The organism is Demequina lignilytica, from assembly GCF_030418305.1.
In the GTDB taxonomy this organism is placed as follows: domain Bacteria; phylum Actinomycetota; class Actinomycetes; order Actinomycetales; family Demequinaceae; genus Demequina; species Demequina lignilytica.
The window spans coordinates 239,541-256,574 of sequence record NZ_JAUHPX010000005.1 but is presented as its reverse complement, the minus strand read 5'-3'; the positions used below and the strand labels follow the sequence as shown (position 1 = coordinate 256,574).

14 protein-coding genes are annotated in these 17,034 nt (G+C 71.5%); 10 read left to right on the top strand and 4 right to left on the bottom strand.

Going from position 1 to position 17,034, the window contains the following annotated elements; all coding sequences use genetic code 11:
• Positions 1-18: 18 nt before the first annotated feature.
• From nuoI to QQX10_RS10020, 7 genes are read left to right on the top strand one after another with little or no spacing between them, the layout of a single operon-like run.
• The gene (gene nuoI / locus QQX10_RS10050) at positions 19-618 is read left to right on the top strand and encodes an NADH-quinone oxidoreductase subunit NuoI (protein ID WP_301119971.1); all 600 of its coding nucleotides are present in this window, start codon (positions 19-21) and stop codon (positions 616-618) included.
• Positions 611-1,348, top strand: coding sequence for an NADH-quinone oxidoreductase subunit J (locus QQX10_RS10045; protein ID WP_301119473.1), 738 nt, complete (start codon positions 611-613; stop codon positions 1,346-1,348). The genes nuoI and QQX10_RS10045 overlap by 8 nt, the downstream gene beginning before the upstream one ends.
• Positions 1,348-1,647 (top strand): NADH-quinone oxidoreductase subunit NuoK, encoded by a 300-nt coding sequence (gene nuoK / locus QQX10_RS10040; protein ID WP_301119474.1) that lies wholly within the window; start codon positions 1,348-1,350, stop codon positions 1,645-1,647. Before QQX10_RS10045 ends, nuoK begins: the two co-directional genes overlap by 1 nt.
• A 4-nt stretch (positions 1,648-1,651) precedes the next feature.
• Positions 1,652-3,532: an NADH-quinone oxidoreductase subunit L gene (nuoL, locus tag QQX10_RS10035; protein WP_301119475.1), complete on the top strand. Its 1,881-nt coding sequence runs from the start codon at positions 1,652-1,654 to the stop codon at positions 3,530-3,532.
• Positions 3,533-3,535: 3 nt separating this feature from the next.
• Entirely contained in the window at positions 3,536-5,029 is a 1,494-nt protein-coding gene (locus tag QQX10_RS10030; RefSeq protein ID WP_301119476.1) for an NADH-quinone oxidoreductase subunit M, read from the top strand.
• Positions 5,026-6,606, top strand: a complete 1,581-nt coding sequence (gene nuoN / locus QQX10_RS10025; protein ID WP_301119478.1) for an NADH-quinone oxidoreductase subunit NuoN — start codon at positions 5,026-5,028, stop codon at positions 6,604-6,606. Before QQX10_RS10030 ends, nuoN begins: the two co-directional genes overlap by 4 nt.
• 3 nt (positions 6,607-6,609) lie before the next feature.
• On the top strand, positions 6,610-7,608 hold the full coding sequence (locus QQX10_RS10020; protein ID WP_301119480.1) for a polyprenyl synthetase family protein: 999 nt from the start codon (positions 6,610-6,612) through the stop codon (positions 7,606-7,608).
• Between the two features lie 90 nt (positions 7,609-7,698).
• Here QQX10_RS10020 and rarD read toward each other — a convergent pair whose 3' ends face one another.
• The 4 genes from rarD to QQX10_RS10000 form a co-directional block, all read right to left on the bottom strand.
• Entirely contained in the window at positions 7,699-8,643 is a 945-nt protein-coding gene (rarD, locus tag QQX10_RS10015) for an EamA family transporter RarD (RefSeq protein WP_301119482.1), read from the bottom strand.
• Between the two features lie 89 nt (positions 8,644-8,732).
• The gene (locus QQX10_RS10010; RefSeq protein ID WP_301119484.1) at positions 8,733-9,467 is read right to left on the bottom strand and encodes a phosphoadenylyl-sulfate reductase; all 735 of its coding nucleotides are present in this window, start codon (positions 9,465-9,467) and stop codon (positions 8,733-8,735) included.
• Positions 9,464-11,239, bottom strand: coding sequence for a nitrite/sulfite reductase (locus tag QQX10_RS10005; RefSeq protein ID WP_301119486.1), 1,776 nt, complete (start codon positions 11,237-11,239; stop codon positions 9,464-9,466). Before QQX10_RS10005 ends, QQX10_RS10010 begins: the two co-directional genes overlap by 4 nt.
• A gap of 276 nt (positions 11,240-11,515) precedes the next feature.
• Entirely contained in the window at positions 11,516-12,577 is a 1,062-nt protein-coding gene (locus QQX10_RS10000; RefSeq protein WP_301119488.1) for a phospholipase D-like domain-containing protein, read from the bottom strand.
• 174 nt (positions 12,578-12,751) lie between these two features.
• Between QQX10_RS10000 and QQX10_RS09995 the strand changes: the two genes are divergently transcribed.
• From QQX10_RS09995 to QQX10_RS09985, 3 genes are all read left to right on the top strand, one after another.
• Positions 12,752-14,689, top strand: coding sequence for a DUF4037 domain-containing protein (locus tag QQX10_RS09995; protein ID WP_301119490.1), 1,938 nt, complete (start codon positions 12,752-12,754; stop codon positions 14,687-14,689).
• Between the two features lie 12 nt (positions 14,690-14,701).
• On the top strand, positions 14,702-15,346 hold the full coding sequence (locus tag QQX10_RS09990) for a DUF4125 family protein (RefSeq protein ID WP_301119492.1): 645 nt from the start codon (positions 14,702-14,704) through the stop codon (positions 15,344-15,346).
• A 208-nt stretch (positions 15,347-15,554) separates the two neighbouring features.
• The gene (locus tag QQX10_RS09985; protein ID WP_301119494.1) at positions 15,555-16,970 is read left to right on the top strand and encodes an FAD-dependent oxidoreductase; all 1,416 of its coding nucleotides are present in this window, start codon (positions 15,555-15,557) and stop codon (positions 16,968-16,970) included.
• Positions 16,971-17,034: the final 64 nt, after the last annotated feature.

The window sequence follows — 17,034 nt, the reverse complement described above, 5'->3', positions numbered from 1 at the left end:
TTCAAGAAGAAGGGCCCGATCGGCGAGGCCTTCGCCCCGGTCGCCGGCTTCGGCGTCTCGCTGCGCAACTTCTTCCGGCCCACCGTGACCGAGCAGTACCCGAAGGTCAAGAACCCGACGGCGCCGCGCTACCACGGCCGCCACCAGCTCAACCGCTACGCGGACGGGCTCGAGAAGTGCATCGGCTGCGAGCTGTGCGCCTGGGCGTGCCCCGCGGACGCGATCTATGTCGAGGCGGACTCGAACACGCCCGACCACCAGGTGAGCCCCGGCGAGCGCTACGGCCGGGTCTACCAGATCAACTACCTGCGTTGCATCTTCTGCGGTCTGTGCATCGAGGCGTGCCCGACGCGCGCGCTCACGATGACCAACGACTACGAGCTCGCCGGGCCCACCCGCGAGGGCCTGATCTACGAGAAGCAGGACCTGCTGGCCCCGATGGGCGAGGACATGCTCGCGGCGCCGCACCCGATGGTGCCCGGCACCACCGACGGCGACTACTACCGCGGCGACGTGACCCAGGTGGTCGACGCCCAGATCGAGTGGGTGCGCGAGAACCGTCCCGAGGAGCCGACGCTGCCGGAGAACCGGGACGCCAAGGAGGCCAGCCGTGGTTAGCCCGATCCTGTTCTGGATCATCGCGGCGATCACCGTGATCCCCGCGCTGTCGCTGCTGTTCGCCCGCAAGGCCGTGCACATCGCGATGTCGATCGTGCTGGTGATGGTGGGTCTCGCGGCCGCGTACGTCGCCCTCGACGCGCCGTTCCTGGGCGTCGTGCAGATCGTGGTCTACACGGGCGCGGTCATGATGCTGTTCCTCTTCGTGCTCATGCTGGTCGGAGTCGATCAGCGCGAGGACCTCAAGGAGACCATCACCGCGCAGCGCTGGATCGCGTTCTTCGCCGCCGGCGGCCTGGGCGCGTTCCTGGTGTCGCTGATCACCCGGGTGAGCATCCCCGTGGCCGAGGAGGGCGCCGTGGGCGATCCGGAGCCGATCGCGATCCTCCTGTTCGAGAAGTACGTGCTCGTGATCGAGGTGCTGGGCTTCGTGCTGATCACCGCCGCGGTCGGGGCGCTCGTGCTCACCCACGTGCCGCGGCTCAAGCCGCGCCGGACCCAGGTCGAGGTGCAGCGTGACCGCGTCCGCACCGGCTCCGACCCGGTCAACAAGGTCTTCCCCGGCGTGTACGCCCGCCACAACGCGCTCGACATCCCTGCCCTCGACCCGGAGGGCAAGCCCATCGAGGCGTCGGTGTCGCGCGTGCTCAAGATCCGCAACCAGGTGCAGGACGGCGCCGAGTTCCGCGCCCAGCTGGAGGACCCGAGCCGGAAGGAGGACGACCGCTGATGGACCCCGTCAACTTCGTGATCCTCGCGAGCATCCTGTTCGCGATCGGCTCCGCCGCGGTGCTGCTGCGCCGCAACGCGATCGTCGCGTTCATGGGAGTCGAGCTCATGCTGAACGCCGCCAACCTCGCGCTCGTCGCCTTCGCCCGCATCCACGGGGAGATCGACGGCCAGGTCATGGCGTTCTTCGTCATGGTGGTCGCGGCCGCCGAGGTCGTGGTCGGTCTCGCGATCATCATCGCGGTCTTCCGTGCACGCCAGACCATCTCGCTCGACGAGCCCGCCGAGCTGAAGGGCTGACCCCATGCTTGATCTCACCTGGCTTCTCATCGCGGTGCCCCTGGCCAGCAGCGCCGTGCTGCTGCTCGCGGGCAGGCGCGCCGACTCGTGGGGCCACTGGCTCGGCGTCGCCGCGTCCGGCTCCGCCTTCGTGGTCGGCCTGCTCGCGCTCATCCAGATGCTCGGCCTCGACGCGGAGGAGCGCTCGCACGCGGTCCACCTGTTCAGCTGGATCCCGGGCGCCGAGCTCAACCTCGACGCCGGCCTGCTGGTGGACCCGCTGTCGCTGACCTTCGTGATGCTCGTGACCTTCGTGGGCACGCTCATCCACGTCTACTCCGTGGCGTACATGGAGCACGACCCGAACCGGCGCATCTTCTTCGCGTACCTCAACCTCTTCGTGGCCGCGATGCTCCTGCTGGTGCTCGCCGACAGCTATCTGCTGCTGTTCGTCGGCTGGGAGGGCGTGGGTCTCGCGTCGTACCTGCTCATCGGCTTCTGGAACTTCAAGCCGGAGTACGCGACGGCCGCCAAGAAGGCCTTCGTGGTGAACCGCATCGGCGACATCGGGCTCATCCTCGCGATGGGCCTCATGTTCGCCTACCTCGGCGGCGTCGACTTCGAGACCGTCTTCGCGAACGTCGACGGCGTCTCCACCGCGACGCTCACCGCGATCGGCCTCACGCTGCTGCTCGCGGCCTGCGGAAAGTCGGCGCAGTTCCCGCTGCAGTCCTGGCTGGGCGACGCCATGGCGGGCCCCACGCCGGTCTCCGCGCTCATCCATGCGGCGACCATGGTGACCGCCGGCGTCTACCTGCTGGTGCGCTCCGCGCCGATCCTCGAGGGCGCCCCGAGCGCCCAGACCGCGATCGCCGCGGTGGGTGCGTTCACCCTCATCCTGGGCGCGCTCATCGGTATGGCGAAGGACGACATCAAGAAGGCGCTCGCCGCCTCGACCATGTCGCAGATCGGCTACATGATGCTCGCCGCGGGCCTCGGACCCATCGGCTACGCCTTCGCGATCTTCCACCTGGTCACGCACGGCTTCTTCAAGGCCGGCATGTTCCTCGGCGCCGGCTCCGTGATGCACGGGATGGGCGACCAGGTCGACATGCGCCGCTTCGGCGCGCTCCGCACCGCGATGGTCACCACCTGGGTCACCTTCGGTCTGGGCTGGCTCGCGATCCTGGGCATCCCGCCGTTCTCGGGCTTCTGGTCGAAGGACAAGATCATCGAGGCCGCGTTCGTCGGCGAGGGCGCCCAGCCGTGGATCCTCGGCGGCGCCGCGCTGATCGGCGCAGGCCTCACCGCGTTCTACATGTCGCGCCTGTTCTTCATGACCTTCCATGGCAAGGCGCGCTGGACCGACGGCCAGCACCCCCACGAGTCGCCCGCGCTCATGACCGTGCCGATGATCATCCTCGCGGTGGGCTCGGCGTTCCTGGGCCTGTTCCTCGCGGTCGGCGACCGCTTCTCGCACTGGCTCGAGCCCGTCACAGGGCACGCCGAGCACCACGAGCCGGTGCTGCCCGTGCCCGTGCTGATGGCGGCGACCCTCATCCTGGTCGCGCTGGGCGTGTGGGTCGCGTGGCGCAAGTACGGAGCGGCGGACGTGCCCGAGGAGGCCCCCGCCGCCTCGCTGGCCACCATCGCCGCCCGCAACGACATGTTCCAGGACAGCGTCAACCGCGCGGTCTTCGAGCGGCCGGGCACGCACCTCACGCGGACGCTCGTCTACGCGGATGCCGCCGTGGTGGACGGCGCCGTCAACGGCGGCGGCGAGGCGTGGTCCAAGACCGGTGAGGTGGCGCGTCGCCTCCAGACCGGCCAGGTCCGCTCGTACGCCGCGACCATGCTGGTCGGCCTTGTCATCGTCATCCTCGTCGTGGTCCAGGGGGGTCTCTAAGCCATGTTCCCGATCCTGACCGTCATGGTGGCCGTCCCCGCGGTGGGCGCGGCGCTGCTGTGGGCCCTGCCCGCCGGCGCCCGCGCGCGCGTCCGCGAGATCGCGCTCGCCGTCACGGCCGTGGAGCTCGTGCTCGCCATCGTGCTGTTCGCGCAGTTCGACACGGCGGCCGCCGCCACCTTCCAGTTCTCCGAGACGTACGCGTGGATCCCGCAGATCGGCGCGAGCTGGGCGCTCGGCGTCAACGGCATCGGCCTGCTGATGATCGTGCTCGCCGCGATCCTCACCCCGCTCGCGATCCTCGCGGCCTGGAAGGAGGACGAGGCGGAGGACCGGCGCACGCACTACCTCGCGCTGATCCTGCTGAGCCAGGCGTTCATGGTCGGCATCTTCGCCGCCCGCGACGTCTTCCTCTTCTACGTGCTGTTCGAGGCGATGCTGATCCCGCTGTACTTCCTCATCGGCTCGTTCGGCGGCGTCCAGCGCCGCTACGCCGCGGTGAAGTTCCTGCTGTACTCGCTGGCCGGCGGCCTGATCATGCTGGTCGGGGTCGTGGCGCTGTACTTCCAGGGGCCCGGCGGCGACCAGGCGTTCCTCACGGACAACCTCACTGGGCTGACCATGTCGACCACGGCGGAGCGCCTGATCTTCCTCGCGTTCTTCCTGGCGTTCGCGATCAAGGCGCCCATGGTCCCGGTCCACACGTGGCTGCCGACGGTCGCCGAGAACGCGCGCCCGGGCACCACCGCCCTGCTGGTCGCGGTGCTCGACAAGATCGGCACCTTCGGCATGCTGACGCTCGGTATCGCGCTGTTCCCCGACGCCGCCCGCTGGGCGGCCCCGGCGATCATCATCTTCGCGGTGATCTCCGTCATCTACGGCGCCCTCCTCGCGATCGGCCAGACCAACATGCTGCGGCTCGTCTCGTTCACGTCCGTCAGCCACTTCGGCATCATGGTGCTCGGCATCTTCGCCTTCACCCAGACGTCCATCGAGGGCGCCGCGCTGTACATGTTCAACCACGGCCTCTCGACGGGCGCGCTGTTCTTCGCGGTCGGGTTCCTCATCGAGCGCTACGGCAGCGCGAACGTGTCCGACTACGGCGGCCTCCAGAAGGTGGTCCCGGTGTTCGCCGGCACGTTCCTGATCATCGGTCTGAGCGCCCTCGCGCTGCCCGGCCTGTCGCCGTTCGTGTCCGAGATCATGGTGCTGATCGGCGCGTTCTCCGTCGCGAAGACGGCGGTCATCGTCTCGTCGATCGGTGTCGTGCTCGCCGCGCTCTACATCCTGCTGACCTATCAGAAGGTGTTCACCGGACCCACGCGCGAGGGGCTCGAGGCCACCCGCGAGCTGTCCGTCCGGGAGCGCGTGGTGCTGTGGCCCCTCGTGATCCTGATGCTGATCCTCGGCTTCCTGCCCGGGATCGCGCTCGACACGGTGCGGGAGCCGTCCGCCGACTATGTGTCCGCCGTCGTCGCTGAGGAGGCAGGCGAGTGAGCTTCGTGACCCCTGAGATCGCCTGGGCGCCGCTCGCGCCCATCATCGTGGTGCTCGGCGCGGCCGCCATCGGGATCCTCGTCGAGTCCTTCGTCCGCACGCCCGCGACCCGTCGCGCGGCGCAGCTGGGGCTCTCGCTCGTCGCGCTGATCGGCGCGGCCGGCGTGGCCGTCGTGCAGTGGGCCGGGCTCGAGGGCGCCGGCACCGAGGTGCTCGCCGGCATGCTCACCGTCGACCGCCAGGCGCTCGCCTGGCAGATCGTGATCCTCGTGTTCGGCGCGCTCGGCGCGCTGCTGTTCGCCGCGCGCACCCGCGCCGGCGAGGAGGCGTTCACGTCGCTCGGCTCGGTCGCCCCGGGGTCCACCGAGGAGACCCTCGCCCGCCGCAAGGGCATGCAGGTGACGGAGGTGTTCCCGCTCGCGCTGTTCGCGGTGGGCGGCATGATGCTGTTCACGTCGGTGACGGACCTGGTGTTCCTCTTCGTCGCGCTCGAGCTCTTCTCGCTGCCGCTGTACATCCTGGTGGCGCTCGCGCGCCGTCGTCGGATGCTCTCGCACGAGGGCGCGCTGAAGTACTTCCTGCTCGGAGCCTTCTCGTCGGCGCTGTTCCTGTTCGGTGCGGCACTGCTCTACGGCGCGACCGGGTCGGCCTCCCTCACGGGCATCGCCGACGGCATCGCGACGGTCTCGGGCCTGGACCCGCTGATCCTCGGCGGCGCCGTGCTCGTCGTGGTCGGCCTGCTGTTCAAGCTCGGCGCCGTCCCGTTCCACTCGTGGACGCCGGACGCCTATCAGGGCGCCCCGACCCCGGTGACCGCGTTCATGGGCGCCGCCACCAAGGCCGCCGCCACAGCCGCGCTGATCCGCGTGTCCTACGAGGCGTTCTACGGCCTGACGTGGGAGCTGTCCTGGCTGTTCTGGGCCGTCGCGATCGCCTCCATGCTGCTCGGCACCGTGGTCGCGCTGGTGCAGACCGACCTCAAGCGCATGCTGGCCTACTCGTCGGTGGCGCACGCGGGCTTCATCCTGGTCGCCTTCGCGGGCTTCCCCGAGGCGACCCTCGCGGCGCTGCCGTTCTACCTGCTCGCCTACGGCCTCGCCACGCTCGGCGCGTTCGCGGTGATCACCCAGGTGCGCGAGAGGTCCGACGACGGCACGGTCCTGGGCGAGGCCACGCGCCTCGGACAGTGGGCGGGCCTCGGCAAGCGCTCGCCGCTGCTGGCAGGAGCGATGGCGCTGTTCCTGCTCTCCTTCGCGGGCATCCCGCTGACCGCGGGCTTCGTCGGCAAGTTCGTCGCCTTCGCCGCGGCGATCTCGGAGGGCGCCTGGCCGCTCGTGCTGGTCGCCGTGATCGCCTCCGCGGCGGCCGCGTTCTTCTACGTCCGCCTGATCGTGCTGATGTTCTTCACCGACGTGCCCGACGGTCAGGAGGAGGCCATCGAGGTCGACTACTCGCCGCTCGCTCGCGTCGTGGTCGTGATCACCGCCGCCGCGGTGGTGCTGCTCGGAGTCGTGCCGGGCCCGGTGCTCTCGGCCTTCGAGAACGCCGCCGTGCTGCTCATCGGCTCCGCCGGCTGACGCATGGCCACGCTGACGATCGGCAACGCCGCCCTCGACTCGGAGCTCCAGCCCCGGCTGGACCTGGTCGAGGAGCGGCTGCGCGACGCGGTCGCCCAGTCCGACAAGCTCGCCGACGCATCGTCCCGTCACCTGGTCGACGCGGGAGGCAAGCGTCTGCGCCCCATGCTGGTCCTGCTGTGCGCCCAGCTCGGCGACGGCTCGCGTCCTGAGGTGCTCGACGCCGCGGTGGTGGTGGAGCTCACCCACCTCGCGACGCTGTACCACGACGACGTCATGGACTCCGCGCCCACCCGGCGCGGCGCCCCCTCGGCGCACGAGGTGTGGGGCAACTCCGTCGCGATCCTCACCGGCGATCTGCTGTTCGCGCGCGCCTCGACGGTGGTCGCGGGACTGGGCCCCGCGGCCGTCCGCATCCAGGCGGAGACCTTCGAGCGGCTGTGCATCGGCCAGCTCCACGAGACCGTGGGGCCGGACGATGCGGACGACCCGGTGGCCTTCTACCTCCAGGTCCTCGCGGACAAGACGGCGTCGCTGATCGCGACGTCGGCGCGGTTCGGAGCGATGTTCGGAGGCGCGCCGCGCTCCATGGTCGAGCAGGTCACGCGCTACGGCGAGTTCGCCGGGGTGGCGTTCCAGCTGGCCGACGACGTGATCGACATCCGCTCGGACGCCGCCACGACCGGCAAGACCCCCGGCACGGACCTCCGCGAGGGCGTGCCCACCATGCCGGTGCTCCTGCTGCGCCGGCGGGTCGCGTCGCCGGAGGCGACCGACGAGGACCGCGCCCTGCTCGCGGCGATCGACGGGGACCTGAGCGACGACGCGGCGCTCGCCGACGTGGTCGCACGCCTCGCCGTGCACCCGGTGCTCGACGAGACCGCGGAGCTGGCGCGCCGCTGGGCCTATCAGGCGGTCGGCGCCATCGCGAGCCTCCCCGAGGGCGACGTGAAGGACGCGCTCGGCGCCTTCGCCGAGGCCCTGGTCGCCCGCGCGGCCTGACCACACCCCCGCTCCCTCCCGCTGCGGGGAACTCACCGCCCCTACCGCGCGATCGTCGTCTCCCGCGGGGAGCTCAAGGCCCTTCGACGGTTACACCGGCTCGGTGACCCGCCCCGGCGGGGTGACCGCCGCGGATGCGCGGGCACGCCACGAGTCGACGGTGATGAGCACCAGCGCCACCCAGACGAGGGCGAAGCCGGCCCACCGTGCGGACGGCATCGGCTCGTGGAAGTACCAGACCGCCAGCGCGAACGTCATGGTGGGGGCGATGTACTGCAGCAGGCCCGAGATGTTGAGCGGCAGGCGGCGGGCGGCGGCCGCGAAGATCAGCAGCGCGCCCGCGGTCCAGGTGCCGGTGGTGAGCAGGAGCGTGTCATGGACCCAGCCCAGCCCCTCCGCGCCGCGGACCAGCAGCGTCTGCGTCCCGGACGCGTGCACCCAGATCAGCACCCCGATCGCGAGCGGCAGCTGGATCGCGGTCTCCACCGTGAGCCCGGTGAGCGCGTCGACCTTGGCGCCCACGTCCTTCTTGATGAAGGAGTACAGCCCGAAGCTCGTGGCGAGCACCAGAGAGATCCACGGCAGCCCGCCCATGTCGACCGCCACCACCGTCACGGCCACGGCGGCGACCCCGATCGCGACCAGCTGCATCGGCCGCAGGCGCTCGCGCAGGAAGAACACGCCGAGCGCGACCGTCAGGAGCGGGTTGATGTAGTAGCCGAGCGACGTCGAGGCGACCCGATCGGTCACCACCGCGTAGACCATCACCCCCCAGTTGACGGCGATGAGCAGCGACGCCGCGGTGAGCCGCAGCATCGTCCGCCCGTCCCGGGCCACGGCGACGATGCGCGGCCAGGCGCCCGCCATGAACGGCACGATCATCAGGCACACCGCGAGCGACGAGACCGACCTCCAGGCGACGATCTCGAGGGCTCCTGCCGGCTCGAGCCACGCCATGAGGATGGGGAACAGCCCCCAGATGAAGTAGGCGGCGAAGCCGTACGTCAGTCCGCGGCGGTCGAGCGAGGGGGTCACCGCTCGATTCTCGCACCGCGCGGACCTCGCCCGTGAGGGCCAGTCGCGCGCGACTGGCCCCTGGGATCAGAGGCCTGGACGGCGCACGCTCACCCGACGTGGATGCCGCACTCCGTCTTGTCGAGGCCGGCCCAGCGCCCCGAGCGCGGGTCGGCGCCGGGAGCCACCCGCTGGGTGCAGGGGAGGCAGCCGATGCTGGGGTAGCCCTGCGCGACCAACGGGTTGCGCGGCAGCCCGTGCGTGTCCTGGTACGACTCGACCGCCGCATCGTCCCAGAGCGCGAGCGGGTTGATCTTCACCAGGCCGTGCTTGGCGTCCCAGCTGACCACCGGCAGCTCCGAGCGTGTGACGGCGTCGACGCGGCGGGCGCCCGTCACCCACGCGTCGTATCCGGCGAGCGCGTCGCGCAGCGGGTCCATCTTGCGCAGCTGGCAGCACAGCCCGGGGTCGCGGGCGAAGAGGTCCTTGCCGTAGGCGGCGTCCTGCTCGGCGACGGTCTGCTTCGGGGTGACGTCGACGACGGTGATGTCGAGGGCGGCCGCGGCCGCGTCCCGGGTCGCCAGCGTCTCGGGGAAGTGGTAGCCGGTCTCGAGGAAGAGGACGTCCACCCCGGGGATCCGGGTCCCGAACAGGTGGGGGAGGATCGTGTCCTGCATGGACGCCGCGACGGCCAGGCGCCGCCCGAAGGTGGCGGCGGCCCAGTCGGCGATGTGCGCGGCCGAGGCGCTCAGCAGGCGCTCGTTGACCTGCGCGCAGGTCTCGGCGTTCCACTCGCTCGGGTTGAGCAACGTGAGCGACGATGCGCCGAGCGGCGGCGCGTTCATCGGATCAGCTCCTCGTCGACCCGGAAGGCCCAGTCCGCGAAGGGCTCGCCGTCGGCGCGGGTCTCCAGGTAGTTGCGGGTCACGCGCTCGACGTAGTCGGGCATGCCGTCCGCCTTCACCTTGTGGGCACGGATCTTGCGGCCGAAGTCGTTGTCCTCGCCCCGGCCGAGGCGGCCACCCAGGTGGACCTGGAAGCCGGGCACCTGCTCGCCGGTCTCGTCGTCCAGCACCAGCTGGCCCTTGAAGCCGATGTCGGCGACCTGGATGCGAGCGCAGGAGTTCGGGCAGCCGTTGACGTGCACGGAGATCGGGGTGTCGAGCGTCGGGAACGTCTCATCGAGCCGCAGCACCACCTCGCGAGCGGTGGCCTTGGTCTCGACGATCGCGAGCTTGCAGTACTCGATGCCGGTGCAGGCCATCACGTTGCGGTGGAACTCGCCGGGCTCGGCCTCGAGCTCGAGCGCGCGGAGGCCGTTGACCACGTCGTTGACGCGGTCCTCCGGGATGTCGAGCAGCACGATCTTCTGCAGCGGCGTGAGCCGGATGCGGTCCGAGCCCGCCGCCTCGGCGATGTCCGCGATCGCTGCCAGCTTGGTGCCCGAGATGCGACCCGCGACCGGGGCGACGCCGACGTACCAGCGGCCGTCCCGCTGACGGTGGATGCCGACGTGGTCGCCTCGATCGCCGGGACCCGCCTCCTGCGGCGCGGGGCCGTCGGGGAGCCTCCAACCGAGGTAGTCGTTCTCGAGCACCTCGCGGAACTTCTCGGCGCCCCACGCCTTCACCACGAACTTCAGGCGGGCGCGGGTCCTGAGCCGGCGGTAGCCATGGTCCCGGAAGATCCCGATCACCCCGGCCCAGACGTCGGCGACCTTGTCCGGCTCCACGAAGGCGCCCAGGCGCACGCCCAGGTGCGGGTTGATGGACAGCCCGCCGCCCACCCAGAGGTCGTAGCCGACGCCGAGCTCGGGGTGCTCGACGGCGACGAACGCGATGTCGTTGATCTCGTGGACGATGTCCGGGATCCGCATGCCGGAGATCGCGGACTTGAACTTGCGCGGCAGGTTGGAGAACTCGGGGTTGCCGATGCCGCGCTCGATGATCGCCTGGATCTGCGGCGTCGGATCGATCAGCTCGTCCTGGGCGACGCCCGCGAGCGGCGAGCCGAGGATGACGCGCGGGGAGTCGCCGCAGGCCTCGGTGGTGAACAGGCCGACCGACTCGACGCGGCGGAAGATCTCGGGTGCGTCCTCGATGCGGATCCAGTGGAGCTGGATGTTCTGGCGATCGGAGACGTCGGCGGTGTCGCGGCCCATCTCCGTCGAGATCGCCGCGATCTCGCGGGCCTGCGCGACGCTCAGCTGGCCGCCGTCGGAGCGGATGCGGAGCATGAAGTACTCGTCGTCGAGCTGATGGGGCTCGAGCACCGCGGTGCGACCGCCGTCGATCCCCGGGCGGCGCTGCGTGTACAGGCCCCACCACCGGAACCGCCCACGCAGGTCGCTCGGGGGGATCGACCAGAAGCCCCACTTCGAGTAGAGGGTCTCGATGCGGTGGCGCACTTCGAGCGGGTCCGCGGTCGCCTTGAACTCCTCGTTCGGGTTGAGCGGCGTGCGGTCGCCGGCGGCCCACTGGCCGTCCTTGGACGCGGTGTTCTTGCGGGCGGCGGCCTCGCGGGTGCGGATGAGGCGTGCCTCCTCGCGGTGGCGTCGGCGCTCCTCGGCCTCGGTCAGCGCCTGCGGGGTGCGGGTCGTGTCGTCGGTGGTGCTCACCGGTTCTCCAGTGTGTCGGGGGAGCTGCGGCGTGGCGAGATCGCGCTCGTCAGGCCGAGCGCCCAGGAAGGGGGACAGGTTCCGTGGGCGATCAGGCCGACAGACACATGGCGCAGCGAACGCAGCACATGTGTGCACGCAGGTTCGCGGGGATGGCCATGGCGGGAATGATGACACATCCACGTGACCCTTGGGAACCCCCGGGGCGACGATGCGGGGCGTTCCTGGGAGGACGACTACCAGGGCATATGCCCCCGGGGGTGTGCGATCAGAGTGTCACGCGGTGTCGCCGCGCCGGTGCACCTCGGTGTCGATGAAGCCGGCGATCGCGTCCACGCTGTCCTGGTGCCGCGTCAGCAGCGCGATCTCCCGCGTGCCGTACTCGACGCCGCGCCACACGAAGTTGTGCGATCCCGTGATCGCGGTCCGCGACCCGTCCGGCATGTGCGCGAGGATCACCTTCGCGTGCAGGTAGTCCGGGTGGGCGTACGACGTCGAGGTGCGCGTCGCGAGCATGGACGAGGCGATGAGCGCCCGGTTGAGCAGGGAGGCCTGACCGGGGCGGTTGAAGAAGATCCGGTGGGGACGCTCCTTGATCGCGCGCCCCAGCTCGCCCGTCGGGCAGTACTGCGAGACCAGGGTCACCTCGACCGCGTCCTCGACCACCTCGAGCGCCCGGCGGTAGATGATCGAGTCGCCGGCGCCGCCCCCGTCGATCAGCACCTCGCCGTGCTCGTGCGGCAGCGCGACGGATGCGGGCCGGGTCGACCGGTTCACCGTGCGGATCTCCGCGTGCACGTCGGCGAGCGCGTCGGCCAGGGCAGGGTCGTCGAACCGCAGCATGAAGTCCACGTTGGTCACGCCCCGGTCGTCGAGGTTGACCCCGCCGAACGCGTAGACGGAGTCGTCGACCACGGTGAGCTTGGTGTGCGTGCGCCCCTTGAACAGGGGGCCGCGCTCGTGGCCGAGCCAGGTGAACGTGCCGCCCGCGGAGCGGATGCGCCAGGCGAGGGTGCGGGCGTCGCTCCGTGCGCGCGTCGGGACCCGTCCCGGCAGCAGCGAGGCCGCGGTGTCGCGGAAGGTGAAGGTGTCCGCCTGCACGCACACCTCGACACCGCGCCGCGCGGCGTCGACGAGCGCGTCGACGAGCGCGCCCGTGAGGAAGCCGTCCGAGAGCGTCAGGGTCGTGAGGCGGACGCGACGGCGCGCGCGGTGCACGCGGCCGACGAGGTCGGCGAGGTAGTCCAGCGCGGGCAGCAGCGTAGGAGTCGCGAGCGCGACGTCGACCGGCGCGGGCTCCAGGGCGCGCACGGGGGCGGACGAACCGACGGGGTGCATACCCCCTAGGGTTCCAGAGTTATGTCAGGTTGGGAAGGGGGTCGCCGCGATCCGCAGCAAACTCCGAGCAACGGCCACGTCTCTCCCGCGGGGTCCCGGGTCGTTCGCCCTAGACTCGAGGCGCGGCGTGGTCCCCGTCCTCGCGCCGCCCGACGAAGGGTCGAGAGCGACGCGATGACCTCTGGCGCAGATGGGTCCGCCCGGTACGACGTCGCGGGCTTCCTCCGCGAGCTCGACGCCGCCTTCGCGGCGCAGGCGGGTCCGGACGCGGCGGAGCGGCTGGTCGCCGACGCCGTGGAGGGCTCCCGCGCCGCGGGGGACCTGGCGGCGGAGCTCACGGTGCTCAACGAGGCGATGGGCCTCCACCGGTCGATCGGCAGGCACCGGGAGGCGGTGTCCGAGGCGCGCGAGGCGCTCGCCCTCGTCGGCCGGCTCGGGCTCGAGGGGACCGAGGCGCACGCGACCACGCTCATCAACGCCGCGACCGCGATGCGCGCGGCCGGGCGGAGGGACGATGCGCGGTCCGCCTACGCGGAGGCGCTCGCCGTCGCCGCGCCGCTGTTCGGGTCGCGCGACCGCCGGCTCGCGGCGCTCCACAACAACCTCTCGATCCTCGACAGCGACAGCGGCGACCACGCCTCCGCCCACGCCCACCTCGAGCAGGCGCTGGCGATCCTGGCGTCCTCTTCGGCCGACCCCGCGACCGACATCGACGTCGCCGCGACCCGCACGAACCTCGCGCTCGTGTCCTTCGCGCTCGGGCGCGAGGACCAGGCGCAGGACCATGCTGCTGCCGCGATGGAGATCTTCCGCCGCGGGGGGAGCGAAGGGGACGCGCACTACGCCGCGGCGCTCGCCGGGCATGCGGAGGCGAGCTTCCGGCTCGGTCGGCTCGCGGATGCCGTCGACGGGTACGAGAGGGCGCTCGCGATCATCGCGCGGGCGTACGGCGAGGGCTCCGACGCCCACGCCGTGACCTCCGAGAACCTCCGCGCCGCCCGGGCCGCGCTCGCGGCCGCTCCCGACCGGTCGCCGGCCGTGGACCCGCCGCCCGCGGAGAGCGCCGCATCGTCCCCCGACCCCGACCCCGCGCCATCGCCGGACCCGCTGACCGGCCTCGCGCTGGCGCGCTCCTACTGGGAGGAGGTGGGCCGGCCGATGATGCGCGAGCGTCACGCGGACCTGCTGCGGCGGGCGGCCGTCGGCCTCGTGGGGCACGGCTCGGACGCCCTCGGGTTCGACGACGCGCTGTCGCGCGACCACGACTTCGGCCCCGGATTCTGCGTCTGGCTGTCCGCCGAGGATTTCGCGGCGCACGGCGCCGCGCTCCAGGCCGACTACGAGGCGCTCCCGCCGACCCATCGCGGTCACGGTCCGCGCGTGGCCACCCCGCGCGCGACCGGCGGCGCGCGGCGCGTCGGCGTGTTCGAGATCGGCGACTTCTTCGAGGGCCTGACCGGGTATGCCGCCGCGCCCGCAGCGGACCGCCCCCACGAGTGGCTCGGGCTCGATGAGGCGACGCTGGCGGCGGCGACCGGCGGGCAGGTGTTCCAGGATCCGCACGGCGCGTTCTCGGCGGCGCGGAACGGGTTCCGCCGCATGCCGGAGGACGTCCGGCTGGCGCTGGTCTCGCGGCGGCTCGGGATGATGGCGCAGGCGGGCCAGTACAACGTGCCGAGGATGCTCGACCGCGGAGACGGTGAGGCGGCGTGGCTGGCTGTCGGCGAGTTCGTGAACGCGGCGGCCTCCGCGGTGTTCCTGCTCAACGGCCCCGCCTCGGCCGGCTACCTGCCGTACTACAAGTGGCGCTTCGCAGCGCTGCGCGCGCTCGCGGATCGGATGGGCTCGCGGCTGCCGGGCGTCCATCCGCGGCTGTCCGACGCGCTGAGGCTGGCCTCGGCGGCCTGCTTCGGGGGAGCGGGCTTCGGCGAGGGGGGCAAGGGTGCGGGCCCCGCGCGCGCCGGCCTCGAGGCCGCGATCGAGGACGTGTGCGCGCAGGTGGCGGCCGAGCTGCGCGCGCAGGGGCTCTCGGGCTCTGACGCGGGCTTCCTCGAGCATCACCGCGGCGAGCTCGCCGCGCGCATCGGCGACGACTGGCTCAAGGGTCTGTGAGAGGGGTCCGGCATGCGGGAGACCATGGAGCAGCGGCTGGCGCGCATGGAGCGCGCGCGGGAGATCGTCGCGCATGAGTGGGAGCAGTTCCAGCAGGTGCGCGGCGAGGGCGGGCGGGCGTCCTGCCAGGACAACCCCGAGGAGTTCGAGGTCCAGCGGCTGGGTCAGTTCCTCACGTGGCCCATGGACCTGCTCGACTCCTACGCATCCGACCTCGACGCCGCCGACGCGGCCGGACGCAACCTCCTGACCGAGAAGTACGCGCGCATGATGGAGTCCACCGAGCCGGAGAGGTACGCCCGCGAGCTCGCGCCGCACCTGCCCGCGCTCTCGCCCGACCGGGTCGAGGAGCAGGAGCAGATCATCGCGATCCAGGTGGTCTGGGCGCGCGAGTTCCACGCCGGGTACCCGGCGCTCGGCGCCGGCATGCGGGTGCTCACCACCGCCGAGGACACGCTCGAGGCGACGTCCTTCGAGACCTATCTGCGCGGCGAGCTCGGCACCTACTCCGACCGCACGCTGGCGCTGTACCGCGCCCTGGTCGACGACCTGATCGCGGCGGGCGAGAACCTCACCTGGCGCACCGTCGCGTACACGGTGATCCTCGCCGGATACGAGGACCTGGACGCCGCCGAGGAGGCGCACGCGGTCGGCTGACGCGCGCCGCGCATCGTCGCACCGCCCGCCGGCCGGATACCCCGCCGGGCATCTACCAGGGCGGATGCCCCCCGGGGTGTCGACGGCCCCGAGTTGGCGGGTGGCCCGTTCGCCGTGTCTATACTCTGGTGCCATTCGCCCGGTGCGGCGCGTCCGCAGCCGCAGCATCGGGCCGGACGCCGCCCAGCCCCCACCCCGAGGACTCACCGTGACCACCGAACGCCCGCTCCGGGTCGCCATCATCGGCGCCGGACCCGCCGGCACGTACGCCGCCGACATCCTGTCCAAGTCCGACCTGTCCGTGTCGATCGACATCATCGAGCGCCTGCCCGCGCCCTTCGGCCTGGTCCGTTACGGCGTCGCGCCCGATCACCCGCGCATCAAGCAGATCATCGTCGCGCTGGCGAACGTTCTCGGCCGCGGCGACATCCGCCTGCTCGCGAACGTGAACGTGGGCACCGACCTCACGCTGCAGGAGCTGCGCGAGCACTACGACGCCGTGATCTTCGCGACCGGATCCTTCAAGGACGCGGACCTCGACATCCCTGGCATCGACCTCGACGGCTCCTTCGGCGCGGCCGACTTCGTGTCCTGGTACGACGGTCATCCGGACGTGCCCCGCACGTGGCCGCTCGACGCCAAGGAGGTCGCGGTGCTGGGGGTCGGCAACGTCGCGCTCGACGTCGCCCGCGTGCTGAGCAAGCACGTGCCCGACCTCATGCCGACCGAGGTGCCCGCGAACGTGGTCGAGGCGCTCCAGGACTCGCCCGTCACCGACGTGCACGTGTTCGGCCGGCGCGGCCCCGCGCAGGTCAAGTTCTCGCCGCTCGAGCTCCGCGAGCTCGGTCATGTCCCCGACGTCGACATCGTCGTCTACCCGGAGACCGACTACGAGTTCGACGAGGCCTCGATGGAGGTGGCCGAGAACAACAAGCAGCAGAAGCAGGTGGTCAAGACCCTCACCGACTACGCGCTCAAGGAGCCCGGCAACGCGTCCCGACGCATCCACCTGCACTTCCTCCAGTCGCCGCACGAGGTCCTGGGCGAGGACGGCAAGGTGGTCGGCATCCGGATGGAGCGCACCGCCCTCCAGGGCGACGGGTCGGTCAAGGGCACCGGAGAGTTCATCGACTACCCGGTTCAGGCCGTGTACCGCGCGGTCGGCTACTGGGGCACCGAGATCGAGGGCGTCCCGTTCGACGACCGCAAGGGCGTCATCCGCAACGTCGCCGGCCGCGTGGTCGACGAGTCGGGCGAGCCCGTCCCCGGGCTGTACACCACCGGTTGGATCAAGCGGGGGCCGGTCGGCCTGATCGGCCACACCAAGTCCGACGCCTCGGAGACCATAGCGAACCTGGTCGAGGACGCGGATGGGCTGTACGCCGGCACCCAGGCGACGCCGCAGCAGCTCAGCCCCGACAACGTCCTCCGGCTCCTCAGGGAGCGCGAGGTCCCCGTGGTGCTCTGGAAGGACTGGGAGGTGCTCGACGCCCACGAGCGTGCGCTCGGCGAGGCGCAGGGGCGCGAGCGCATCAAGGTGGTCCCCCGCGACGAGATGACGGACATCGCGCTCGGTCGGGTCGCCTCCGCGGCCGACGAGGACGGGCACGCCTACTCGATCTGACCTCGCGCCTCCGTCGCGTCCGCGGTCGCGGGCGTGCTCGCGGGCGTGCGACGATGCGCGGGGA

Excerpts from the sequence above, each read along its gene's own strand:
- nuoL (WP_301119475.1), top strand. The coding sequence starts at position 1,652 with ATGCTTGATCTCACCTGGCTTCTCATCGCGGTGCCCCTGGCCAGCAGC.
- QQX10_RS09995 (WP_301119490.1), top strand. The coding sequence starts at position 12,752 with ATGACCTCTGGCGCAGATGGGTCCGCCCGGTACGACGTCGCGGGCTTC.
- QQX10_RS09990 (WP_301119492.1), top strand. The coding sequence starts at position 14,702 with ATGCGGGAGACCATGGAGCAGCGGCTGGCGCGCATGGAGCGCGCGCGG.
- QQX10_RS10020 (WP_301119480.1), top strand. The coding sequence starts at position 6,610 with ATGGCCACGCTGACGATCGGCAACGCCGCCCTCGACTCGGAGCTCCAG.
- nuoK (WP_301119474.1), top strand. The coding sequence starts at position 1,348 with ATGGACCCCGTCAACTTCGTGATCCTCGCGAGCATCCTGTTCGCGATC.
- QQX10_RS10010 (WP_301119484.1), bottom strand. The coding sequence starts at position 9,467 with ATGAACGCGCCGCCGCTCGGCGCATCGTCGCTCACGTTGCTCAACCCG.
- QQX10_RS10000 (WP_301119488.1), bottom strand. The coding sequence starts at position 12,577 with ATGCACCCCGTCGGTTCGTCCGCCCCCGTGCGCGCCCTGGAGCCCGCG.
- QQX10_RS10030 (WP_301119476.1), top strand. The coding sequence starts at position 3,536 with ATGTTCCCGATCCTGACCGTCATGGTGGCCGTCCCCGCGGTGGGCGCG.